The following is a 22,662-nucleotide window of genomic DNA, read 5'->3' as shown; positions in this document are numbered from 1 at the left end:
GGAACGACATGCCCGAAGAATTTGATTTTAGCGAACTTCGCAAATATTTGCAAGGCCAAATGGACATGGGCGAGGAGGATTTACTCCTTGACGAGCCGTGGACATTGACCCGCAAAAAGTCCGCCGTTCCTGCGGGTGTTCGCCCGGGAAATCCGATGCCGCCAATGCCGCGCCCGGCAACTCCGGTATTTTCGCAGCCTTCGGCTCCGAAAAATCCGGCGCCGTTCCCGAATCCCGCGCAATCTGCATTTGGTGTTTCCGCGCAGCCTGCAATTCAGCAGCCTGCATTCGGCGCTCCTACGCAACCCGCACCATCTCCGCGTCCGGCCCCGGCGCCAAAGCTCGATGCAGGCCTCACCATTGCTCCGCGTACCGTCAAGAAGACGACCGCCGCATACGAACTCGCCGATTCCATCAACGCCTTCTACGATGCGCTCAAGACGGATGCACTTTACGCTCGTGCTACAACGGTTGTTCGTTACGAAGGCCCTGAACACCCGCGTCTCTTGATATTGCTTGCCGCGCCCAAGCCGGGCGAGCCGACTGGCAACTTTTTCCAGTCGCCTACCGGTGAAATGCTTGTGCGTTTGTTCGGAAGCCTCGGTTACGCTCCGGAATCTCTTGGTGTCACGTATTTCTACAAAGATGCACCGCGAGCACTATCTCCGATCCTGCTCGCGTCACTCCGTCGAATGCTAACAAAGGAACTTTCCTTTATCGCACCCGAAATCATGATAACCTTCGGTGAACCGCTTTTCTATGATGTGTTCAGCAAGGGCAAGAACTTCAATGAGCTCGCTGGTACAGCACTCGATTTCAACGGCACAAAGACTGTTTCGCTTGTCGATGCATATGCGATGACTACGGACAAACAACTCAAATGGCTCACGTGGAAAGTTCATATTCCGCGCAGTGGCCTCTTTACCGCTGCCAAGTAGCCTGCGCATACCCCCGCGCATTTTCGCTTTGCTTTGTCACCCCGGACTTGTTCCAGGGTCGCCATTTATGGCACATTTCCCCCCGCTTTTGCGCTGTCACTAAAGGTCGTTTGTAAATTTTTATTGTATATTTATGAATGGAAGATTTATGTCAGAAGAGAATACATCTAAATCATTTGATGGTCGCCAAATGCCCGCCGATGTCGAGGCAGAACGCTGCTTGTTGGGCGGTATTTTGCGTGACCCCGAAGTGATGGGTTCCGCTGTGATGTCCATCAGTGATGATGATTTTTTCTATCTGGAACGCCATCAGCTGATTTGGAATGCGCTTTGCAGTTTGAACAAGTCAGTGACGCCAATTGATCCTGTAACACTTTCGGCTGAACTCTCTAAGATGGGCAAGCTCGATATTGTCGGTGGCAGGGAATACATTTTTGAGTTGATGGAATCCGTCGCATCGTCGGCAAATGTTCCGTGGCAATTGGAACATCTCCGCAACAAGGCGGTGCTCCGTAAGCTCATCCGCACGTCTTCCGACATTATTCGCAAGTCGATGGATCCGGCTTCTACACCGGACAATGTCTTGCAAGATGCCGAACGCGATATTTTTGCCATTGCCGATAACCAGATTCGAGACACGCTAAAGCCGATTGACAACTTTGTGACACCGCTTTTGGAACGCCTTAACAATCGCAAGGATGGTATTACAGGGGTTCCGACTGGAATTACGGAACTGGACACTTTGACGAACGGTCTCCAAAATTCGGACTTGATTATTTTGGCGGCGCGTCCGGGTGTGGGAAAAACTTCTTTTGCGATGACCGTTGCTGCAAATGCCGCTATTACTTATCACAAGAACGTGGCGTTTTTCAGCCTTGAAATGGATGGAGTTCAGCTAGCTCAACGTTTGCTCTGTTCGCAGGCGCAGATTGACCAAAGCCGTGTGCGTAGCGGTAGGCTCAATGATGACGAAAAGAGAAAGATTTTCGCCGCAGTGCCTATGATTAATCAGGCTCCTTTGTTCGTCGATGATAACGCCGACCTTGGCATTATGGAACTCATGAGCAAGGCGCGCCAGCTCAAGCACAAGGGGCACCTCGATTTGCTTATCATTGACTACTTGCAGTTGATGAAGACGGGTAAAGAAGAAAACCGCGCGGTCGCTATCGGTGCGATTTCCCGTGGCCTTAAAATTCTGGCGAAGGAACTCCAGATCCCGGTCATTGCGCTTGCCCAGCTCAGCCGTAAAGTCGAAGAAAAAGGTCGCGAACGCCCGCAGCTTTCGGACTTGCGTGAATCCGGTTCTATTGAACAGGACGCCGACATGGTGTGGTTTGTGGAACGCCCGTTTGTGCAGACGCATAAAGACGAAGACCGCTACAAGGCGACTCTTATTGTGGCGAAGCACCGTAACGGTTCTGTGAAAGACATCGATATGAGCTTTGTGCCGGAATACACGACGTTCTATGACGCCACGGACCAGCAGGGCGACGATGGTGGCGGAGAATATCAATATGGTTCAGATGACGATGGCGGCGGACCGCAGGTTGCCGACTTCGGTAGTTTTTAGAGGTGATGATGCCGTTGATTCTGAGACCGATATATTGGATAGGGCAAAAAATTGTCGATGCAATTGCCGCAGTGGGCGAGTGCATTTGCATCTTGTTCTCTACTCTCCAGCGGTTCCGCTTTGTCCACAAGAATCCTTCGTTGATTGTGAAGGAGATGATTTCTGTGGGCGTTTCCTCGCTCCCGCTCTTGTTCGTGACGTCCATCTTTACAGGTATGGTGGCTACGATTATGGCCGAATTTGAATTCCACAATCTCGTGTCTGACAAGTTTGTGGGTACGGCCGCTTGCAAGATGGTGCTGATTGAACTTGGACCTTTGCTCACGGCGATTGTGCTTTCCGGGCGTGTGGGGAGTGCCGTTGCTGCAGAGATCGGCTCTATGAAAGAAAAGGAAGAACTTTCGGCTTACGAGGTGCTTGGGCTTGACCCGTACCGCTACCTTGCGATGCCGAGGTACTTTGCATTTTTGACGATGATTCCGTGCCTTACTGCCATCTCGAATGCGCTTGCGTTGATTGGCGGCTGGATTGTTTGTGTGCTTGCGCTTGATATCACGACCTACACCTATTCTACCGGTATGCAGTACCTGTTCGAAAACTTGGACCTGTGGGCGGGGATTATCAAGTCGATTGTGTTTGGTACGATCATCTTTGTTTTGGCTTACTACCATGGGACGCACTCCAAGCCGGGGGCTCATGGCGTTGGCCTTGCAACGATGAGTGTTGTGGTTTCTAGTTGTCTTATGATTTTGATTTCTGACTTTATTCTTGATGCTTTCATGTTCTTCTAGAGGTTTAGTTTATGCCGAATGTAAAAATCGATCCGAACGACATTGCGATTCGACTCAAGGGACTTAAAAAGTCCTTTGGACCTCAGACCGTTCTTGAAGATGTGAACTTGGATATCCGCCGTGGCGAAACGATGGTTATCATCGGTAAGTCTGGCGGTGGTAAGTCCGTGATTCTAAAGCACATGATTGGACTTTTGCAGCCGGATGGTGGCGAAGTGACTGTCGATGGTGTGACGATCAGTACGCCGCAGTTTTTCGATACGCGAACCATCCGTCGCAAGATGGGAATGTTGTTCCAAATGGGCGCCTTGTTCGATTCCATGGATACTGGAGAAAACATCGCATTTGCTCTTCGCGAACATCATCCCGAAATGTCCGAAGCGGAAATCCAGAACGTGGTAACAGAAAAACTCCAGATGATTAATCTGGTACCATCTTTCCGTACAAAGATGCCGTCTGAGCTTTCGGGCGGTATGCGTAAGCGTGTGGCACTAGCTCGGGCCATTGCGCTTAATCCAGAAATTCTTTTGTACGATGAACCGACGACGGGTCTTGACCCGATTACGAGTGATGTCATCAACGATTTGATTCTGGATATGCAGAGTAAGCTTGGGGTGACATCGGTCGTGGTGACTCACGACATGGTGAGTGCATTCAAGGTGGCAGACCGTATTGCCATGCTTTACAATGGTAGAATCATCGAGGTGGGGACCGTCGATGAAATCAAGAACACGAGCAACCCGTATGTGCATCAGTTCATTACGGGACAACGTAAAATATCAGTGGATGGGGATTCACAGGAGTAGAATTAAGAAAGGGGATTATTATGGATAGGAAAAAGTTTATACCGTTATTGCTTTCGTCTGCAATGGCTTTCATGTGGGGCTGTGGTGAAGGAGAAATCTTCAAAGCTTCCGATGATGATGAAAGAGTTAAGGCTACTTTGTTAGAAAAACTGGATTCGACGAAGAAGGACTACCAGAAGAATCTAGATGATTTTTTGAAGCCATATATTGAATACTGCAAAAGCAAGAAAGGCCAAGAGGAAGGTTGTGTGGCTGATGTAGTAAAGTCTAGCAGTAGTTCCAAAGGTAATGGTGGAGAGTCTTCGAAATCTTCAAGTAGTGGAAATACTTCGAAATCCTCTAGCTCAGGTAATACAAATACTAGTAGCTCTAAGGGCGAAAATCCCAGTTCTAGCGGATCGACAAGCAGTAGTTCTAAAACAGCGAACAGCTCTTCTAGCGCCGCAAGCAGTTCAAGTGTAAAGCTTGAGACTAAGGGCAAGTGCGTTTTGACCAAGCCGAATGTCGTTTATGTTGGTGACGAAATTAGCTGGCGTTATGTCCCGGATGAAGGCTCTTTACAAGAGGCTGAGTTCACATGGAGCTTTAACGACGAGGATGCAAAGAACTGGGTTTTCGATGGGAAAATTACAGGTACCGGAACGCCGGAACTTTTGGTGAAGTTCTCGACAAAGGGTAGAAAATTTGGCCCGACTCTAACTTTTAATAGTAAGGGCTTTGAATGCGATAACGTTGATGTTGTTTCCAAGAGCGATCCTGTAAGCTCTTCTTCGGAACCGGAATCATCTTCTTCGGAACCGGAATCTTCGTCGGCAGAGTCCTCTAGTTCTATAGCGGGCTATTGTGCTGTAAGCAAGCGCAAGGTTTTTGTCGGTGAATCTGTTGACTGGTATATCGTTGATAAAGATGGCAATGAACTAGAAGGCAAGTATGAGTGGATAATTAAAGATGCTTCTGCTGAAATTGTTTCTGGTGAAGTGTCGGGGACCGGCTCGACAAGAATTAGAGTGACGTACTCTACGCCGGGGACTAAGGAACCGATTATGATTTGGTCTGGGAATAAATCGAAGTTGTGCAACCGTAATGAGTTGGATGATGACGATTATGGTTCTTTACTTGAAGTTGAGGCTATGCCTGTAAGTTCTTCTTCTGAAGAATTTATTGTGGAAAGCTCATCATCTGGAGAGGTAGAAGTAAAATCGAGTTCGTCCAGGGAACTTGATGTTTGTGATCCCGAGTATCCTGGTTATCCCGAAAGCTGCTTTTTTGACTTATAAACACACTTCGTGTATAATTAACTTTACGAAGCGCCTCGGAACTTAATCCGGGGCGTTTTTTCGTTAAATCCGCAATAAAATTCACTTACAGAATTTGCATATTGTCTTGAAATAATTTATTTTTCGGCTAAGAGGTTTTTTATGAATAAAAAGATTTACGCAGGAATGATTGCTTTTGGAATTGCTGCAAGTTTTTGGGCTTGCGGTAGTGGCGAAATTATTGAGCCATCTGAAAATGATAAAACAATGAAGGAAATGGCTGATATGCCGGATGGAGAAGTCATTGCATCCTTTGATGCTACCCTTAGTTTGCTGTGTCCGGAATGTAAGATTGTTTCAAAACCGTCGAGTTCTTCTAAAACTACGAACAGAAGGTCCTCCAGTTCTACAACTCCGGTGAATAGATTTTCTTCGAGTAGCATAGTCATTTATACGTCTTCGTCTGACGGCACGGGACCTAGTTACTCATCTTCTTCTCAGTCTGGTCCGGTTCCTGTTTATTCTTCTTCTTCCTCAGTTATTGTTGGACCTGGTAATGAAGCTGGAACTTGCAGTCCTAAAGATCCTGTTGTTAACCGTGGCGATTCTGTGACTTGGGTCTTTAATAACGATCCTACCACATTCCCTAATGGCTGGATATTGAGGTCTACGTTTGTCTGGACGACTTCTGATGGTTTGCCTGCTTCGGCTTCTGTTAGCAATTATAATGGCATAAACCATAAAGTATACTATCCAGCTTCGGGTAAACATAATGCACGCCTTCATATCGATGTGAATGGTTCTTCGTATGATCTTACTTGCACACCGGTCCAGGTGAACGGGGCTCCGATTACGGGCTGTAAGTGTAAAGCTGCTGATCTGAAACCCGATATCACTGTTGGTGGTGCTTGGACTGTGACGGGTTGTACCTCACCTGGAGCTCAAATTACTGGTTATGAATGGTTGGGTGCTGTTGGTTCTGATACGAGTGCAACTCAGACATTTACAGCAAAGAATCAGATGGCTGCTCCAGTTGTGAACGTCAGCAACGATGATAATACTGTTTTTGCTGTTCAGTGTGATACCGTTATTTCTACTGATAAGACTGCGCCAGATTACTTGTTTGAAATTGAAGGGCAACTTCCGCAGGATCCTATTCAGGTGAAGAATAAGGGTTGTATGTCGATTAGAGGTAAATGGAGCAATCCTGGTTACCATCCGAGCGTCAGTGTCCTTTGCAGCATGAAGGCCGATTCTTCTCCGGTTTCGTTTACAATGACATACAAGACTAAGACTTTCACTGACAAGGGTACTCAGTCTTGGGGCTTTAGCAACGTTGGTGGCGAAATTGGCATGTTGAATGATGGCGATGTAGCTTTCGACAATATCTGCGTAGAATTCACTGGTGCAGAAACGGTCGAATGTAAGCTTCAATAATTGAACATCAAATGAATTTTAAAAGACCTCCCGCATGGGAGGTCTTTTTGTATGCACTATATTTGCCTGCGCTTTGTTTGTGCATGTTTCATTCCCGTCTTTTAGTCACTCCGGTTATCATATCGGATTAAGCCTCCATCTCGCTTATAAAATGAAAGCCCGCTTTCGCGGGCTACCATATTAATGTCTAATGTCCAATAATCAATGACTAATAACTAGTAACTAGTTACTAGTGACTAGTTATTTCCTCTCTCCCTTGAACTTAGCAAGGAACGTCTTTGTTTCGTTTGCCACAATTCCAGAGAGAAGAATTAGCGCTATCAGGTTCGGGAATGCCATAAGGCCGTTGAAAATATCTGCGCTTGTCCAGACGGCGCTTACCGTGAGGTATGGTCCGATGAAAATGGCGAAAATATAAAGCCAGCGGTAGGTGAGGATTGCTTTTTTGTCTTTGTGCCCCATCAGGTATTGTAAGCATTTTTCGGAGTAGTAGGCCCAACCGAGAATGGTGGTGAATGCAAAGAACACTAGGGCTATTGCGAGGAAGTATGGAGCAATCATAGCGCCACCAGGAATAATAGCTAGGCCGCGGGAGAATGCTTCCATCGTGATGTTAACGCCTTCGAGTCCGAGCTTCGGGTCCCAAGCGCCCGAGACTACGATGGCAAGGCCGGTCATCGTACAAATGATAATCGTATCGAAGAACGTGCCCGTCATGCAAACGAGACCTTGACGTACCGGTTCCTTTGTCTTTGCGGCTGCTGCTGCAATCGGAGCAGATCCGAGGCCTGCTTCGTTACTGAAGATTCCGCGGGCAATACCTTTTTGCATAGCGATAAAGATGGAGCCAACTGCGCCGCCCGTGATTGCGGATGGATTGAATGCGGCTTTGACAATCGTTTCGATAGCGCTTGAAATTTGCGAGAAGTTGAGGAGCAAAAGCAACATGCAGGCGAAAATGTAGACGATTGCCATGATGGGAACAATGTAAGTAGAAACTTTGGCGATACGCTTGAGCCCGCCGATAATAACTGTTGCCGCAAATGCTGTGACAAGGAAGCCGGCGATGGCAGTCGTGATGCTCACGGAGTTTCCGCCGATGTTTACAAATTCAGGGGCGTTCGGGGTCAGGCGTGCCATAGCGCTTGTGATACCGTTAACTTGTGTGATAGTACCGATGCCGAGGAGACCTGCGCACATGCCGAATACGGCAAAAATCACAGCAAGCCATTTCATGTTCCAGCCGAATCTTTCCTTGATGCCTGTTTCGATATAGTAGAACGGACCGCCGAGAACTTTACCGTCGCTTCCGACTTTGCGGTATTTGACGGCAAGCAAGCCTTCGGCATATTTGGTGGCCATGCCGAGGAATGCGGCGACTTCCATCCAAAATAATGCGCCGGGGCCACCGGTGCCAATTGCTGTTGCAACACCGACGATGTTACCTGTTCCAATTGTGGCGGCAAGTGCGGTGCAGAGTGCGCCAAAACTGGAGACTTCACCTGCGCCGTCCTTTTCGCTGTGCATCATAAAGCGCAGCGCGTTGTGCAAGTTCATGACTTGTAGACAGCCGAGACGGATTGTCAGGAGAATGCCTACGAATAGGATGACGACAATGAGGGGGACTCCCCAAACGTATCCGTCGATTGAATCGAGGATTGAATTGAGTGTTTCCATAAGTTGTCCTTGATGTTAAGGGGTTTTGCCTAAAAGGTAGAAATAATGTTTGATGGTGTTATGTTTTTATTGTCGCTTTTTCTTACCTTATTTTATGACGAAATCGACTATGATGAGTTTTATTACAGCCGATGAAAAAAATCCTGATGCTAGATCAGGATTTGTAAAAGTCAAAAGGCTTTGATGTTGTTAGATGCTCGTCAGTGTGGCGACATTGGCCGAGTAATCGACTCCCTTGATATCGAAACCGTTTGTGGCGAGGAAATCGTGGCGGTATCCTTCGAAATCGCCTATTTCGGCAAGGTTTTCTTGCGTGATTGTTGCCATGCGCTTGTCCACTTCTGCCTGAACTTTGGGATCCAATTCGTAGTCGTCAATGCGGATCAGGTGATTTTCATCTGTCGGGACGCTAGAGCCTGTATATAGGCGCTCGGTCATGAGGCGTTCCATTTGCTCGATGCAGCCTTCGTGAGTGCCTTGTTCTTTCATGACCTTGAACAGCACGGAAATGTACATCGGGATGATGGGAATGACAGCACTAGAACGCGTCACGAGTCCTTTGTTCACAGAAACGTAGGCTTCGCCGTGCAAGTCTTTTTGCAATTCTTTGTGGAGTTCGCGGGCGGTTGCTTCGAGGTGCTTTTTCGCAGAGCCGATGGTGCCTTCGCGGTAAATCGCATGCGAAAGCTTTGGACCGATGTACGAATAAGCGACTGTCTTTACGCCTTCGGCAAGTACGCCTGCTTTTTGGAGTTGATGTACCCAAAGCGCCCAGTCTTCGCCGCCCATTACTTTTACTGTATTTGTGACTTCTTCGTCGGTGGCGGGTTGTGCGCTGATGGTGCTGATGCGGCCTGTCTTGAAGTCGATGGTTGCGCCGGAGAATATGCTGCCAACGGGTTTTAAAACGCTACGATAAATTGTTCCGTTGTCTGGATCGATGCGCACAGAACTTGCGACACTATAAACTAACAGGTCTATTTTCTTGCCCATTTTTTTGAGCGTGTCAATCACGTTTTTGCGCATTTCGTGCGAGAAGGCGTCTCCGTTAAATGTTACGGATTCCAGGCCCGCTTCTTTGGCGAATTTATCAAAAGCCATGTTGTTGTACCAGCCTGGTGTGCCTGTTTTTTCGCGTGAACCTTCGGTCAAACCGTCGGAGCCTTCCTTTTCAAATGAAACGCCGATGGTTGTTGCTTTGTAGCCAAATGCGGCGGTGATTCGACTTGCGAGACCATAACCTGTAGAGCAACCGAGAACGAGGACTGTCTTTGGTGCATCCTTGGGGATGTTGTTTAAAATACCGCGTTCTTCAAATTTCTTTTCGACATATTGGATTTGGTGCTTGACATCGGCTGCGCAGCCCTTCGGATGGGCGTTGACACACATGTTGCTGCGAATCATTGGCTTGATGATCATTTTGACTCCATCGGTTTTATTTCGCTCGCAAGTTAGCAATTAAAAAGAGGTTGTTTGAGAAATAGAAAAAAAATGAAAGGCTAAAACGTAATTCTGTAATATTTATGTGATAACTTTAAAAGTTTATGGCAGAAAATATGTGGGAGATAAGCCTGAAAACACACGGCTAATTAAATTTTATACAATGGAATTTGCTATTTTTTGTCACAAAAAATTTAAAGAATTTATAGAGGATAATATGACTGAAAAAAGTCCTGTTCGTGTACGCTTTGCACCGAGCCCCACGGGTTATTTGCATGTGGGTGGTGCTCGCACGGCTATTTACAACTACTTCTTTGCCAAGCACATGGGCGGTACGTTCTACCTGCGCATTGAAGATACTGACCGCAAGCGTTACAACGAAACGGCTCTTCATGATTTGATGCGCGACCTCAAATGGCTCGGACTCCAGTGGGACGAAGGTCCGGGTTGCGAAGGCGATTGCGGTCCGTACTTCCAGAGCGAACGTCTGGACATTTACCACCGCGAAATCAAGAAGCTTCTGGATGCTGGTTACGCTTACTACTGCTTCTGTTCCGAGGAACGTTTGCAGGAAGTTCGCGCTGAACAAGAAAAGTCTCACGTGCCGGTCACCGGTTACGACCGCCACTGCCGTAATATTTCCCGCGAAGAAGCCGAAGCTCGCATTGCCGCTGGTGAAAAGGCCGTGATCCGCTTCAAGGTTCCGGAATCTGGCGTTACAGAATTCGACGACATGATTCGCGGCCACATCAGCTACCAGAACGAACTCTTGGACGACCTCGTGCTCATCAAGCGCGACGGTTACCCGACTTACCATTTTGCAAGCGTTGTGGATGACCACTACATGGGCACGACGCACGTGCTCCGCGGTGACGAATGGATCAGCTCCACGCCGAAGCACGAACTCTTGTACAAGGCCTTTGGCTGGCAGCCGCCTGTATGGTGCCACCTGCCGGTGATCCTCGACAAGAATGGCGGTAAGCTTTCTAAGCGCAAGGGTGCAGCCTCCGTGGGTGACTTCCGCGACCTTGGTTACTTGCCCGAAACGCTCGTGAACTACCTTGCGCTCCTCGGCTGGAACCCGGGCGATGATCGCGAAGTCATGACCATCAAGGAAATGATTGATTGCTTTACGCTCGAACGTATCAACCCGAAGTCCGCCAGCTTTGATGAAAAGAAGCTCCAGTGGATGAACGGCCAGCACATTCACCTGTGCGACGATGAATTCCTCAAGGGCATTATGGTCGATGGCCTCAAGGCTATTGGCGTTGATACGAGCGCCGAACCGAATGAACGCTTGCTCGAAATCGTGAAGCAGCTCAAGCCGCGTGCGCATTTTGTGCAGGACCTCGCCACGATGGCGAAGTACTTCTTTGTCGCTCCGACGGAATACGACGAAAAGGGTGCGAAGAAGCATTTTGGCGAAGGCTCCAAGGAAATCGCAACGCTCGTGCGCGACATGCTCGCCGCAATCGACGACTTCAAGACTCCTGTCATCGAGAAGGGATTCTATGAACTCGCTGAACGTTGCGGCCACAAGGTCGGTGAACTCGTCGGTGCACCGCGCCTTGCCGTGTCTGGCGTGACCGCAGGCCCTGGCCTTTGGGAAATGTTCGAACTTATCGGAAAGGAAGAAGTGCTCCGCCGCATCGACGTGGCACTCCCGCTGATGAAATAGGATACAGTGGTTAGTAAACAGTGGCTAGTAAACAGGATGACTTCATCCACTATCACTAACCACTAACCACTAACCACCAACCACTAATCCATGCGTCAATATTTTCCTTATCGTTTGTACTCGCAGCAGCTGTACTGCCGGCAATGTCGGCAGGCGGTTCGCCATGACGTTTGCGCCATGGAAGAGTATTCAACGTATGGGGGAATTGAACGCGGGATTCCGCTGCTTTGCGTCTGTACGCATTGTGGAACTTTCCATGTGGCATTCTCGCAGGAGTTTGCATTTTGCCACAAAGATGAACCTTCTGATTATGCGAAGGTCTATGGTTACAACCGAATTTTCCCGGGCGACTGGCTTTATTTCGAAGGGGCCGCTCGGCCTTGCATCGTCAAGAGTTTTTTCCAGTCTAGCGATAGGGATGTTGTCGTTTACAAAAACGGATCTGCAGACGCAAAGTTCGAAGGACCAAAAATTTCAATAGAGCGTGAGGCGGCGCCTGAAGGTTACAGGCTTTTGCCTGCTCAGTGCGTACATACTTTGCTTGGTGATCATATCTATCATGTTCTCCGCAAGCAGTTTGGAGTTGCCGTTGGTGTTGTCAAGGACGAAACCAAGGACAAGCTTGTTGTGAAAATGGATGATGGTTTGATTGTCTTTATGAGTTATCCGCGTTACGCAGAAAACCCGCCCAATGGCGATGTCGTTTTAGTTGTGCGAAAACAGCTAGAGCTTTTATCGGATGGACTCAGTGAAGATATCATGGTAGAAGCGGGGCAGGGAATTGTTTATTTGCGAGGCTTTGTGGATTGCCTTGCGACGAAACGTGCAATACAGACGAGTGTCAGCGAAATTGCTGGATTGCGAGGCTGTGTCAACATGGTGCGCGTTCGTAAAAATTCAAGAATCTCCGATGCTGATTTAGAACAATGTATTTGGAATATCATGGACGATGCCGCCCATCCTATTTTCAAGTATAGCGTTAAAGTCAAGTCGGGCGCTGCAAAGGTGACTTTCTATTACGAGGATGACGTTTATCCGAATGAACTGAAGTCCAAAATAGAGAGCATTCCTGGCATTGTTTCGTTGAATATGCACGGAACTGCAATTCTAAAGGAAAACCTTGGAAAACAGGATCTTTGCCGCCGGATTATGAATAAACTGGCATCATATCGATTCTTGAAAAATTCATTTGTACATGTGACATATGTTGGGAAACGATTCTTGGTGGAGGGAAGAGTGACCAATATTGTTCAGAGAGAATTTGCGCTATTGGCTGTTGCAGGATTTGCACGGTCTGTAGCTGTTGGGAACCGCCTTAGAATATCTAAGGCATGAAAAAAGGAGGAATGATGGCTACTGGATATGAGAAGATTAATAACATCAAATGCAAACTTCGTGTGCCGATGACGGTCTCGATGCTTGCTGATGCTATGGGTTGTGGCCCTAGAACGATTTTTCGTCACTTGAATGCTTTGGAGCAAGAAAACTGCGGTCTCCATAAGTTCAAGAAAGAAGGCGAAACATTCTATGTTATTCAAACCGAACAAAAAGTCGATTTCAACCAGAAAATCGTTAAGCAGCTCGAAAAGCTGAAGAAGACGATGAATGATACGACTCCGTTGGATTTGAAAAATAGAAAGCTCATCGACAGTGTTATCTCGTCAATGCAGACAACAGATCCTGATGGATTCAAGGCCGAAGCTATTACGCTTGATCCGAACTACATTATGGATTACGGTCCGTTCTGCGACCACAAAGCTCAAGATTCTACGGTTTCGAGACTTTTGTCTGCAATTCGTGAAGGCTTTAAGATCCGTATTACATACAAGAGCACAAACGAAGATGGCGAAAAGAAAACGATTGAAGTTAGCCCTGTTAAACTTGTAATGCGAATCGATACGCTTTACTTAATTGCCGCTGACGATGACTATCCCGAAACGCATATCTTAAAGAATTATCTTGTTGAAAATATCTTGAACATTGCCCAAACGAATAAGTGCGTCGCTCGTTTGGATGAATCATTCTGTGTTGAAGAACATTACAAGTACGCTTTCGGAAAGTATGTTTCTACAGAAGATCCGCAAACTATTACGCTTCTTGTCAAGTCTGGCTGGCTTAAGACTCAGTTTAACAAGTCTCGTTTTTCGCCGGTTGCCGAAATCAACGAAGATAAGGACGGAAATACAATCGTGACGTTGAAACTCCGCGTGACTCCGGACTTTAAAACATGGCTGTTTGGCGTATTGCCGGATGTGAAAATCCTGAAGCCGGAATCGCTGAAAACGGAAATGCTGGAACGTTTGAAAAGTACCTTGAAAGAGATGAAGGCATAAAGATGGACTGTCGTCTTTCTGATTATAACTTTGAATTTCCAAAAGAATTGATAGCTTCCCGCACGGCGGGTAAAGGCAAAACGCATATTCTGTATTGCCCTAAAGATGGCGGAGAACGCCGCATCATGAAGGCTCCAGAAATTGTCGACTTGTTCCGACCGGGCGATTGCCTCGTGGTGAACAATACGAAGGTGATTCCGGCACGTCTCTATGGTGAAACGCTATTTGGCGGCCAGGTCGAAGTCCTCTTGGTGCAGGCGCTGAACCCGTCTGAAGCAGGTGAAGCCCGCTTCGAAGCTAAAGTGCATCCGGGCAAGGCTTTCCAGGTCGGGCGCGAACTCAAACTTGCTGGCGTGCGCACGTTTGTGGAAGAAGTTCATGAAGAAGACGGCAACCGCGTTCTCCGTTTCGAAAAAACTCCTGCCGAAATGGAAGAGGTCATGAACAAGGAAGGGCACGTTCCGCTGCCGCCTTACATTGACCGCCCTGATGACGAAGACGATAAAAAAGCGTACCAGACCATTTTTGCAAAGTATGCTGGTGCTGTGGCGGCTCCAACGGCAAGCCTTCACTTTAGCGAACAAATGCTTGACGATTTGAAAGCGAAAGGTGTTTATGTCGCCGAAGTGACGCTCCATGTAGGGCCGGGCACGTTCCAGAATATTTCTGTCGAAGATTTTTCGCAGCACAAAATGCACGGCGAGCATTACGAACTCACCAAGGAAAATGCGGACATCATCAACAAGGCCAAACGCGAAGGTGGCCGTATCGTGACTGTCGGTACAACGAGTACGCGCGTGGTCGAGACGATTGCCGATGCAAACGGATTCTTGAAACCGCAAAAGGGCGTAACCTATGCGTTCTTTTATCCGGGATACAAGTATAAATTGGTGGACGGACTTTTAACCAATTTCCATTGGCCAAAGAGTTCTCTCATTTTGCTTGTTTCTGCATTCTATGGCCGTGAAAACACGCTCGCCGCATACAAAATGGCCGTAGAGAACAAACTCAAATTGTTCAGCTACGGCGATGGAATGCTTATTTTGTAGAACGCTATTTTGACGAAGAAACGGAATCCATTTCCAGTGCAGGGGGAATCTTTTCATCCTTGCACAAAATTTCTTCTCGAATCTTGAAAGTGAAGTCCTCCAGATTGTTTTCGAACATCTTCTGGAAGGGCTTCTTTTTTTGTACACGTTCCAAGGCGCAAGAGCAGTAATTGATGCGCTGGATGAGCTTGGTCACGTCTGTTGGCGTGTCGTGAGAGAATACGCATTCGTGCATGATGGCGTATTCCATGGAACGGTCATAGCGGTATTTGCACTTGTTCGGAAGGTCTGGCTGTGCTGCAATTTTCTCGATGATTTTTTCTGTCGGAATTTTGCTGCTGAATATTGTATTGGCTTTGTATCCTGCAATGAAGAATAATAGGCAAACGATGATGCGGATGACGTTTCTCTTGCGGTAAGCCATGCGTGTAAAGCTTCGTTCGATGGCGGCAAACGTCATGGTCGCATGTTTCTTGACTTCGTTCAAATCATCGTTTTCATTTGTGCTATTGTTGTTGTCGTTGTTTTCTATCATACTTCTTCAAGAGTCCATATTTCGGGCAGGGTACGGTAATCGTTTGCATAGTCGAGACCGTAGCCGACCACAAATTTATTTTCTATTTCAAAACCGACGAAATCAGCGTGATAATCCACGGTTCGTCTTGATTCCTTATTCAACAGTACACAAGCCTTGATGGATGCGGGGCCTAGCCCCGTGAGGGTTTTGACGATGGAGAACATCGTATTTCCCGTGTCAAGAATATCGTCAACGATAAGAATTCGTTTGCCTTTAATATCAAGATTTTCGATCCCGCTAATTTTGACTTTTCCTTGTGATTCGGTGGAATCGCCATAACTCGAAGCCTTGATGAATGCGATTTGCAGGTTGGGCTTTGCTATGCGGCGGGATATGTCAGCTGTAAAAATGTAACTGCCTGTAAGTGCGGATAAAATAACGTCGAAATCACTCGCCTTTAATTCTTGGGCGAGTGATTCCAGGCGCTTGTCAATTTGCTGCGCGTTTATGAGCGGGGCATTTGACAATTTGAACATTAATCGACCTCAAAATTGAGCCATTGGAACATCAGCTTGAGAGCTGCGAATTTTCCCTTTGGCTCGGCCTTGTATTCCTTGTAGAATCCAAAGACGTAGTTTTCGAGAGAAGTTTTGTTGATGTAGAGCTTCAGCCAATCGGCAACCGTAATAAGATCCGTGATGTAGTTGAGTGTCTTTTCATCGTACTTCTTGGAAACTTCATCGATGAGCAATGTGAGCTTGTGGAAGAACATATGGCCAAGGCCGCCAAAGCTGAAGTGCGTGTTGAGCGCTGTTGCTTCGGTGATGAGTTCCTTGATCTCATCGATGATGGCTTGGTTGTGCTCGTTCAACAATAGCAATGCCGCATGGTGGATTCGTGCGTTGATTTCCACGGTGAGGATCTTGCGCATGGTGTCCGGCAAAGTATGGTCGGGGTCGGCAAGGCTGTCGATGGAAATACCGTGATTCAAAGCGAAACCGGAGAACGACTTCGTGATGTTTTCGAGGTGCATCTGCGTCGAAAGCTGGTTGATGCGCTTCAGAGAATCGCTCGCGAGATTGCTCATGCGGACAACGTATGCTGTCGGGTAAAGTTCGTGAAGCTGCTCGGTCGTCATGTTCGGATCGGTAACGAAGGTTAGCCCACTTTCTTGTTCCTCACCCATGGCAACGACGATGTTCACGCGGCTGAGCTGGTCTGTAACGACCAAGTTCGTGGTCACGCAGGATTCACCGAGGTCTTTGTCTTCGTAAGATGTACGCACCAACGTCTGGCGACGGCGGGACGCAATCTTCGTTGCCGTGATACGGGAATCCTTGTTGAGGTAATCGTCTTCGAGTTCGAGGTGGTAAATGGTCGCGCGTTCTGCCATCTGCTTGATGACGGACGGAACATTTTCTTCGGCGTACTTCGTGAATACTTCGGCGCCGTTCCACTTATGTTCGTTACTTGTGGCGCGGGCGAGAATGTACAGAATTTCGCTCTTGAGGTTGTCGCCCATGGGGAGGAACGGCTTCAAAAGCTGCATGGCGCGGAGGGCGTAACGCATGTTCTGTACCGGTTCAAGTCCTTCGATATCGTTGAAGAACCAACCGCAACTTGTAAAGCTGAACAAGCAGAACTTCTGGGTTTCGAGAAGTCGTATAGCCTTGGCGCGGATTTCTTGATTGTCGGGTTCCTTGAGCGTTTCCTGGAGGTACTTTTCCTTGCGGGATTCGTCTTCGGGAGCAACGATAACTTGGATGTAATTGTTGCGCGCTTCCCACGGATCAATTTTCGAAATCTTTTCGAATTCGCGGACGAAAATATTGTCTGCTACTTCTTTCAGGTGGTTGAATGCATCGCGGAGCGGGCCTCTCCATTTCTGGTTCCAATCGGGGCCACCGCCGGTGGAGCAACCGCAGTCTCTGTACCAGCGACCAACGCCGTGAGCGCAACTCCAGGCGCATCCTTCGCCATAGAAATTCTTGAGTTCGACTTCGTGCTTGGGCGGGAACTTTTCGAGGTACCAACCATAGTTCACTGGAACCATGTTGTTTTCTTGTGCGAACTTGTTGTAAAGCCATGCGGCGCACATATCGCCGAACGGTTCATGGTGTCCGTAAGATTCACCATCGGTACCGATGCTTACGAGCTGAGGTTCGTTACGGTTAGAATCCCAAGCGCTTTGGATGCGGTGACCGAATGTTCCTGCATCGCGGAGCAAATGTTCGAAACCGACAGCACTCGAAAGCCACGGGTTGTAGAAGAATACGTCGAGGTAGCCCTCGCAGACGAGATTGCCGTCCTTGTCACGCGGGAAAATGCGGTACGGGCGTGTTGTGTCAATATCTGTGTTACTGCAATCGGTCCATTTCTTGTCGCCAAACTTGCGGAATCTGTTTGCCTGCGTGGGCGAGAGAATGGTGTACTTGATGCCCGCCTTGATGAGTTCAACAACGGTTTCAAAGTTGATTGCTGTTTCGGCAAGCCACATAGCTTCGGGCATGCGACCGAAATGGAACTTGAAATCTTCGATGCCCCAACGGATTTGCGTACGTTTGTCTTGCTCGCTTGCAAGAGGCATGATGATGTGGTTGTAAACTTGGGCAATAGCGTTGCCGTGACCGTTCAGACGGTCTTGGCTACGCTTGTCGGCTTCTTTAATGCGCTTGTAAGTGTCTGGCGTATTTGTGCGGATCCAACCCATCAGCGTAGGGCCGATGTTGAAACTCATAAAATCGTAGTTGTTGACGATGTCAACAATTTTGCCTTTGGAATTTAAAATACGGCTTGCGGAGTTCGGGCTATAGCACTCGCTTGCAATGCGTTCGTTCCAGTCGTGGAACGGACGTGCACTGGGCTGGTTCTCAATAACGCCAGTCCAAGGATTTTCGCGAGGCGGTTGATAAAAATGTCCGTGAATGGTAAAATAAAGAGGATTCTTTTCGGTCATACTGGTAAAAATAGAAAAAAGGTTCAAAAGTGAACCTTTTTTTTAGAATACATGTTGCATCGCTGACTATTTTAAACGCAAAATTTGCATGTTATTGTGATGGTTAACACTCGCTTTGACGATGTAATTGCCTGATGTGATGGATTGTAAGCTTAAATTGTGTGTTCCGGCTGAAATAGGCCCTTGTAAAAGCGTTGCGACGCGGTGACCGGTCATGTCGAAAATCGTGACGGTTGCGAATCCATCGTTGCGGGTCGAGAACGAAAGTGATTTCCCGTTGACAGAGATATTTATGTTATTTGTGGTCTTGGCGGCGTGTTTTTTTACGGGATTGTGTACGGTAATTTTGTCCCAGCCCGGCATGTTGTCGAGGGCTATTATACGTTCATCATCGAGATTCTTTTTCCACATATCTGTGGGTGTTTTTTCCAAGAAGTTTCCACTCCAGGTTTGGCTCCAGGTCATCCAATAGCTCCAATAGGCTTTGTCTTCAGCAATGCTATCGATGTCCGGGATGGCTCCGTTTTCGCTGAGCGCAATCATTTTGTTTGTACCGACATCACTTATGATTTTATTGAAATAATTTGCGCCAGAATTGTGGTCATTGAGCGGATCATAAATATCGACGGCTACAATATCTACGTAATCATCGCCGGGGTACCATGCTGCATTGAGCGCGCTGTAATCGTAACCGAATCTCGGATCGGTGTTGATGTTCCAAACCCAAATTAAATTAGTGAGCTTGTTTGTAACGACCATGCGGTTGAATACTAAACGATAAAGTTGTACGTAACATTCTGGGCTGCCGGCTCCCCACCAGAACCAACCGCCACTTGCTTCGTGGAGCGGGCGCCAAACAACTGCGATTCCCTTGTCTTGCAGTTCCTGGAAGTATCCCGAAACAATATCGATGTCCGCAACGATATCCTTGTATTCTTGCGAGGCTTCGTTTATTTCTTTGCACTTGTCGCCTTTGAAAGCCTTGGTGTAGTTGAAACAGGTGTTGTTCTCGCTGGTGCCCTTGACGCCTTCGGTGCATCCGCTGGCGTTGAAACCGTTATTTGGATAGGTGTCCTTGGTGTAGAATACTGTGTCTTTGCCGACTTTCCAGTGCCAAGTATAAGTTGGGATGCCGCCCATTTTCCAAAGGTCTTCGGTCATGGCAAGGTTGTTTTCGGTGTAGCCCTTGAACCAGCCCTCTTCATGATGGCCGCCTGTTGCAAAGAGCATGTCGAAGCCGCCAATAGCGGGGTAGTGGCCGCTACGCTTGTAGAATTCGGCAATGTCCGTTTGACCTTTCCATGAAACTTCTGCATCGCTGTACTTGCAGGAGTCCGCAGGCGTGCATTCGCCGGGCTTCAAAAGTTTCATGTTGCCGTAATCGTAATTGAAATTCTGGTCGCTGATCATCATGCCGCTGATGGTCTTTTTCATAAAGTTCTCGCGGAGGAACGAGAATACTTTGCGCGCCGATTCTGATGCGTTGGGCGTTACAGGCGCTGTTCCGATTTTGAACTCTGGATCAGGATGTTTTTCGACGGTGATGTAGTCAACGCCGATGGACTGGTTGCCAACTGTAATCTTGTTTTCGCCAGCCTTCATCTTTGCCGAAGCGCTGATGACGTAGCTGGAATCGCAATTGCGCGGAGTTGTCAGAAGCGATCCGGCATCAACGCCATTTACTACAATCTTGGAGGTAATCCAGTCGTATTGTTTGATGAACACTTTTGTGGTGATGTCGTAAACAGCGGTCTCTTCGACTTTGACCGTAAACGTGATGCCGCTAGCATCGGCGGGCTTTGCGTATTTACCGCCTGAAAAGTCTGCGCCTTCAGCCACGGCTGCGCCGCTCAAATCTTCGGCTTCGTAAAGCGTTGGTGCTGCATGAACTGATGATGTTGCGACGGCTGTGGCAATAACCATTGCGGAACAAACGCCCGCGCTTAATTTATATCCCATAATCACACTCCATTTTAGTTACTAGTCAATAGTCATTAGTTAGGACATAGATGTCATCCTTGCGTAGCGAGGATCCATACGTTTCTTGCAAGAGCTTGTTCGAGATGTATGGATTCCGTCCTTTCGCTCCAGAATGACTCTGCCAACGAACTACTGCCTACTGCCAACTAGACGAATTTTCTTGCTTTGCGTAAATCCATTTCCTTGCACTTTCACGATGTACTGCCCGTCTGCGATTCCGTTTAAGCTGATGTTTGCGTTTGCACCGTTGATGGCGCGGTTCATCACTTGGTTCCCCTGCATGTCGAAAATTGCGACTCTTGCGCTGGAACCTGCCGCGGTTACACTCGGGAGGCTGAGGTGCAGAATCTTTCCAATTACAACCAAATTAGCGGTAATCTTTGTCGCGGCCATGACGCTCTTGATTCCCGTTGTCGGCGGTGGTTCAATTTCGTATTTGTCCCAGCCGGGCATGTCTTCGAGCGTAATCGTGTAATCGTTGTTCATCACTTTTTTCCAGCTTTCGGCATTGTTGTCGTTTGCCCAGCTTTCCATGGCGTAATCGCCATACCACGGCATAAACCAACTCCAGTTGGCGCCATCGGCCTTCATTTCGTCGGGGTAGGGCACGGAACCGTTTTCGCTGAGCGTCACGATTTTCTTGCCTCCGAACATTTCCTTCACTGTTTCGAAACTGCCGACAAGGCTAGAATGGTTTGATTCGCGCGGGTAGTAATAGTAGTCGCGACCAACAACATCTACGTAATCGTCGCCCGGATACCAGTCGAGAGCGTCAGTCGCTTCGTCGGTGGTCCATACCCAAATCAAGTTGCGGAGACCTTTTTGATTCACGAAAGTATCGAACATGAGCTTGTACAAGGCGACGCATGGCTTAGCGCCATCGGTGCCCCACCAGAACCACTTTCCGCTTGCTTCGTGAAGCGGGCGCCAAAGGACGGCAACACCTTCTTTTTGCAAAGTCAAAAGCGAGTCTGCAATCATGTTCATGTCGCGCATAATAGCTTTGTATTCGTCGCTATCTGTTTTCCATTTACCTGTTGCTTCGTCGTATGCCTTGCCAATGCTGAAATCGGTGTAGGGGTCGTTCCCGCTGGATTTTGTGTAGAACGCTTCGACTTCGTGCATCGGGTCTTTCCAATGCCAGTTGATTTGCGGAATGCCGCCTTTTTTCCAAACGTACTTTGCCATTTCGAGAGCGGCATGCGTGTAGCCGGTGTACCATTGTTCTTCGGAATTTTTGCCAGAAGCGTGCAAAAAGTCAAAACCGACGAGAACCACATTCTTGCCGCTGGCATCGTGAATGTATTTGAGCTCTTCTTGAGTCTCGTACGTTTGAGGCGTGTATTTGCCGTCGTTTTCCATGGCTCGGTTTGTCATCACACCGCTAATCACGCGCTTGCCAAAATTGGTCAGCAAAAAGTTATAGAGCTTTTGGGCGCTTTCGGTGGCGTTCGGTGTAACGGGGTTCGGTGAAATACTCCATGGCGATGCTTCGTATTCCGTGAGCTCAATGTAGTCGAGGTTGACCCAGCCCCAGCTATGCACAATTCCAATTTTATTTTCGCCAGCGGTAAGCTTGATTTTCCCAGCGCCTTTGATTGTCTTGAAATCGTCAGATGTCCCGAACGAAATCTGCCCGGAAGAGGTTCCGTTGATTGTCAAGTTTTGAATTTTGCTGCCAGATTCTGTCGGTAATTGATAGTTCGCCCAAAGCGTGTAATAGCCTGTGGCAGGGACTGTAACTTTGAATTCCAAATCGCCTTCTTTCATGGCGACGAACTTTCCGCCCGATGCCTTGGCGTCTTCGGTCACAACGACTTTGTGGTCGTTAGCAAGGACTGCATCTTCGGCTTCTAAACGGATGGGGTTGGCAGCAAAAGCTGTGCCTGCGAGTGCTGCGACAGTTGCCGTAACGGCAAAATTTGTGTAGTTAAAGTGCTTCATAAACATTCCATATCTCCATCTCTAAATCTATATTCTTGGACTTCAAATTCAAAGATTTTTGTTGTTGCTATGTCTCCACGGATTTATTCCGGGGTCAGTTTTCGCATTAAAATGGCTGCATTGTTATGCTCCACGTCATCCTGACGCCAAAGGCGGAAAGATCCAGTTACATTTAAAGAAAAAGTCCCGCTTTTGATGTGAACCCCGAAAGTTGGACACAACTTTCGGGGTTTTCATGTATAAGAAACACACAGAAGAAGAGTGGGCAAAAGCCTTGGAAATGTTCCAAG

17 protein-coding genes are annotated in these 22,662 nt (G+C 47.8%); 10 read left to right on the top strand and 7 right to left on the bottom strand.

What is annotated here, in order from left to right; genetic code table 11:
* Positions 1-8: 8 nt before the first annotated feature.
* From HUF13_RS15555 to HUF13_RS15530, 6 genes are all read left to right on the top strand, one after another.
* Entirely contained in the window at positions 9-938 is a 930-nt protein-coding gene (locus tag HUF13_RS15555) for a hypothetical protein (protein WP_173475973.1), read from the top strand.
* A gap of 148 nt (positions 939-1,086) precedes the next feature.
* Entirely contained in the window at positions 1,087-2,508 is a 1,422-nt protein-coding gene (dnaB, locus tag HUF13_RS15550; RefSeq protein ID WP_173475972.1) for a replicative DNA helicase, read from the top strand.
* Positions 2,509-2,513: 5 nt separating this feature from the next.
* Positions 2,514-3,299, top strand: a complete 786-nt coding sequence (locus HUF13_RS15545) for an ABC transporter permease (RefSeq protein WP_304039289.1) — start codon at positions 2,514-2,516, stop codon at positions 3,297-3,299.
* An 11-nt stretch (positions 3,300-3,310) separates the two neighbouring features.
* Complete coding sequence (locus HUF13_RS15540; RefSeq protein WP_173475971.1) at positions 3,311-4,105, top strand: ABC transporter ATP-binding protein; 795 nt, start codon at positions 3,311-3,313, stop codon at positions 4,103-4,105.
* Positions 4,106-4,125: 20 nt separating this feature from the next.
* Complete coding sequence (locus HUF13_RS15535; RefSeq protein ID WP_173475970.1) at positions 4,126-5,382, top strand: hypothetical protein; 1,257 nt, start codon at positions 4,126-4,128, stop codon at positions 5,380-5,382.
* Between the two features lie 141 nt (positions 5,383-5,523).
* A complete protein-coding gene (locus HUF13_RS15530; RefSeq protein WP_173475969.1) occupies positions 5,524-6,798 on the top strand; it encodes a hypothetical protein in 1,275 nt (424 codons plus the stop codon).
* Between the two features lie 240 nt (positions 6,799-7,038).
* Here HUF13_RS15530 and HUF13_RS15525 read toward each other — a convergent pair whose 3' ends face one another.
* Entirely contained in the window at positions 7,039-8,475 is a 1,437-nt protein-coding gene (locus tag HUF13_RS15525) for a sodium:alanine symporter family protein (RefSeq protein WP_173475968.1), read from the bottom strand.
* A gap of 189 nt (positions 8,476-8,664) precedes the next feature.
* Positions 8,665-9,894: an enoyl-ACP reductase FabV gene (gene fabV, locus HUF13_RS15520; protein ID WP_173475967.1), complete on the bottom strand. Its 1,230-nt coding sequence runs from the start codon at positions 9,892-9,894 to the stop codon at positions 8,665-8,667.
* Positions 9,895-10,132: 238 nt separating this feature from the next.
* Here fabV and gltX point away from each other — a divergent pair, with 238 nt between their 5' ends.
* The 4 genes from gltX to queA all read left to right on the top strand — a co-directional run bounded on the left by gltX (position 10,133) and on the right by queA (position 14,975).
* Entirely contained in the window at positions 10,133-11,593 is a 1,461-nt protein-coding gene (gene gltX / locus HUF13_RS15515) for a glutamate--tRNA ligase (RefSeq protein WP_173475966.1), read from the top strand.
* A 177-nt stretch (positions 11,594-11,770) separates the two neighbouring features.
* The gene (locus tag HUF13_RS15510; RefSeq protein ID WP_304039287.1) at positions 11,771-12,928 is read left to right on the top strand and encodes a BON domain-containing protein; all 1,158 of its coding nucleotides are present in this window, start codon (positions 11,771-11,773) and stop codon (positions 12,926-12,928) included.
* Between the two features lie 11 nt (positions 12,929-12,939).
* The gene (locus HUF13_RS15505; protein WP_304039285.1) at positions 12,940-13,926 is read left to right on the top strand and encodes a YafY family protein; all 987 of its coding nucleotides are present in this window, start codon (positions 12,940-12,942) and stop codon (positions 13,924-13,926) included.
* The gene (queA, locus tag HUF13_RS15500) at positions 13,821-14,975 is read left to right on the top strand and encodes a tRNA preQ1(34) S-adenosylmethionine ribosyltransferase-isomerase QueA (protein ID WP_304039283.1); all 1,155 of its coding nucleotides are present in this window, start codon (positions 13,821-13,823) and stop codon (positions 14,973-14,975) included. The genes HUF13_RS15505 and queA overlap by 106 nt, the downstream gene beginning before the upstream one ends.
* A gap of 4 nt (positions 14,976-14,979) precedes the next feature.
* Here the strand turns inward: queA and HUF13_RS15495 are convergent, their stop codons facing one another.
* The 5 genes from HUF13_RS15495 to HUF13_RS15475 all read right to left on the bottom strand — a co-directional run bounded on the left by HUF13_RS15495 (position 14,980) and on the right by HUF13_RS15475 (position 22,372).
* Positions 14,980-15,510 carry a hypothetical protein gene (locus HUF13_RS15495; protein ID WP_173475964.1) on the bottom strand — a complete coding sequence of 177 codons (531 nt, stop codon included), beginning with the start codon at positions 15,508-15,510 and terminating at the stop codon, positions 14,980-14,982.
* Positions 15,507-16,028 carry a hypoxanthine phosphoribosyltransferase gene (gene hpt / locus HUF13_RS15490; RefSeq protein WP_173475963.1) on the bottom strand — a complete coding sequence of 174 codons (522 nt, stop codon included), beginning with the start codon at positions 16,026-16,028 and terminating at the stop codon, positions 15,507-15,509. The genes HUF13_RS15495 and hpt overlap by 4 nt, the downstream gene beginning before the upstream one ends.
* The gene (locus HUF13_RS15485) at positions 16,028-18,448 is read right to left on the bottom strand and encodes a DUF3536 domain-containing protein (RefSeq protein WP_173475962.1); all 2,421 of its coding nucleotides are present in this window, start codon (positions 18,446-18,448) and stop codon (positions 16,028-16,030) included. Before HUF13_RS15485 ends, hpt begins: the two co-directional genes overlap by 1 nt.
* A 66-nt stretch (positions 18,449-18,514) precedes the next feature.
* Positions 18,515-20,407, bottom strand: coding sequence for a glycosyl hydrolase (locus HUF13_RS15480; RefSeq protein WP_173475961.1), 1,893 nt, complete (start codon positions 20,405-20,407; stop codon positions 18,515-18,517).
* A gap of 150 nt (positions 20,408-20,557) precedes the next feature.
* Positions 20,558-22,372: a glycosyl hydrolase gene (locus HUF13_RS15475; RefSeq protein WP_304039281.1), complete on the bottom strand. Its 1,815-nt coding sequence runs from the start codon at positions 22,370-22,372 to the stop codon at positions 20,558-20,560.
* Positions 22,373-22,662: the final 290 nt, after the last annotated feature.

Source organism: Fibrobacter succinogenes (assembly GCF_902779965.1).
In the GTDB taxonomy this organism is placed as follows: Bacteria; Fibrobacterota; Fibrobacteria; order Fibrobacterales; family Fibrobacteraceae; genus Fibrobacter; species Fibrobacter succinogenes_F.
This window is presented reverse-complemented; position numbering and strand designations above follow the sequence as displayed.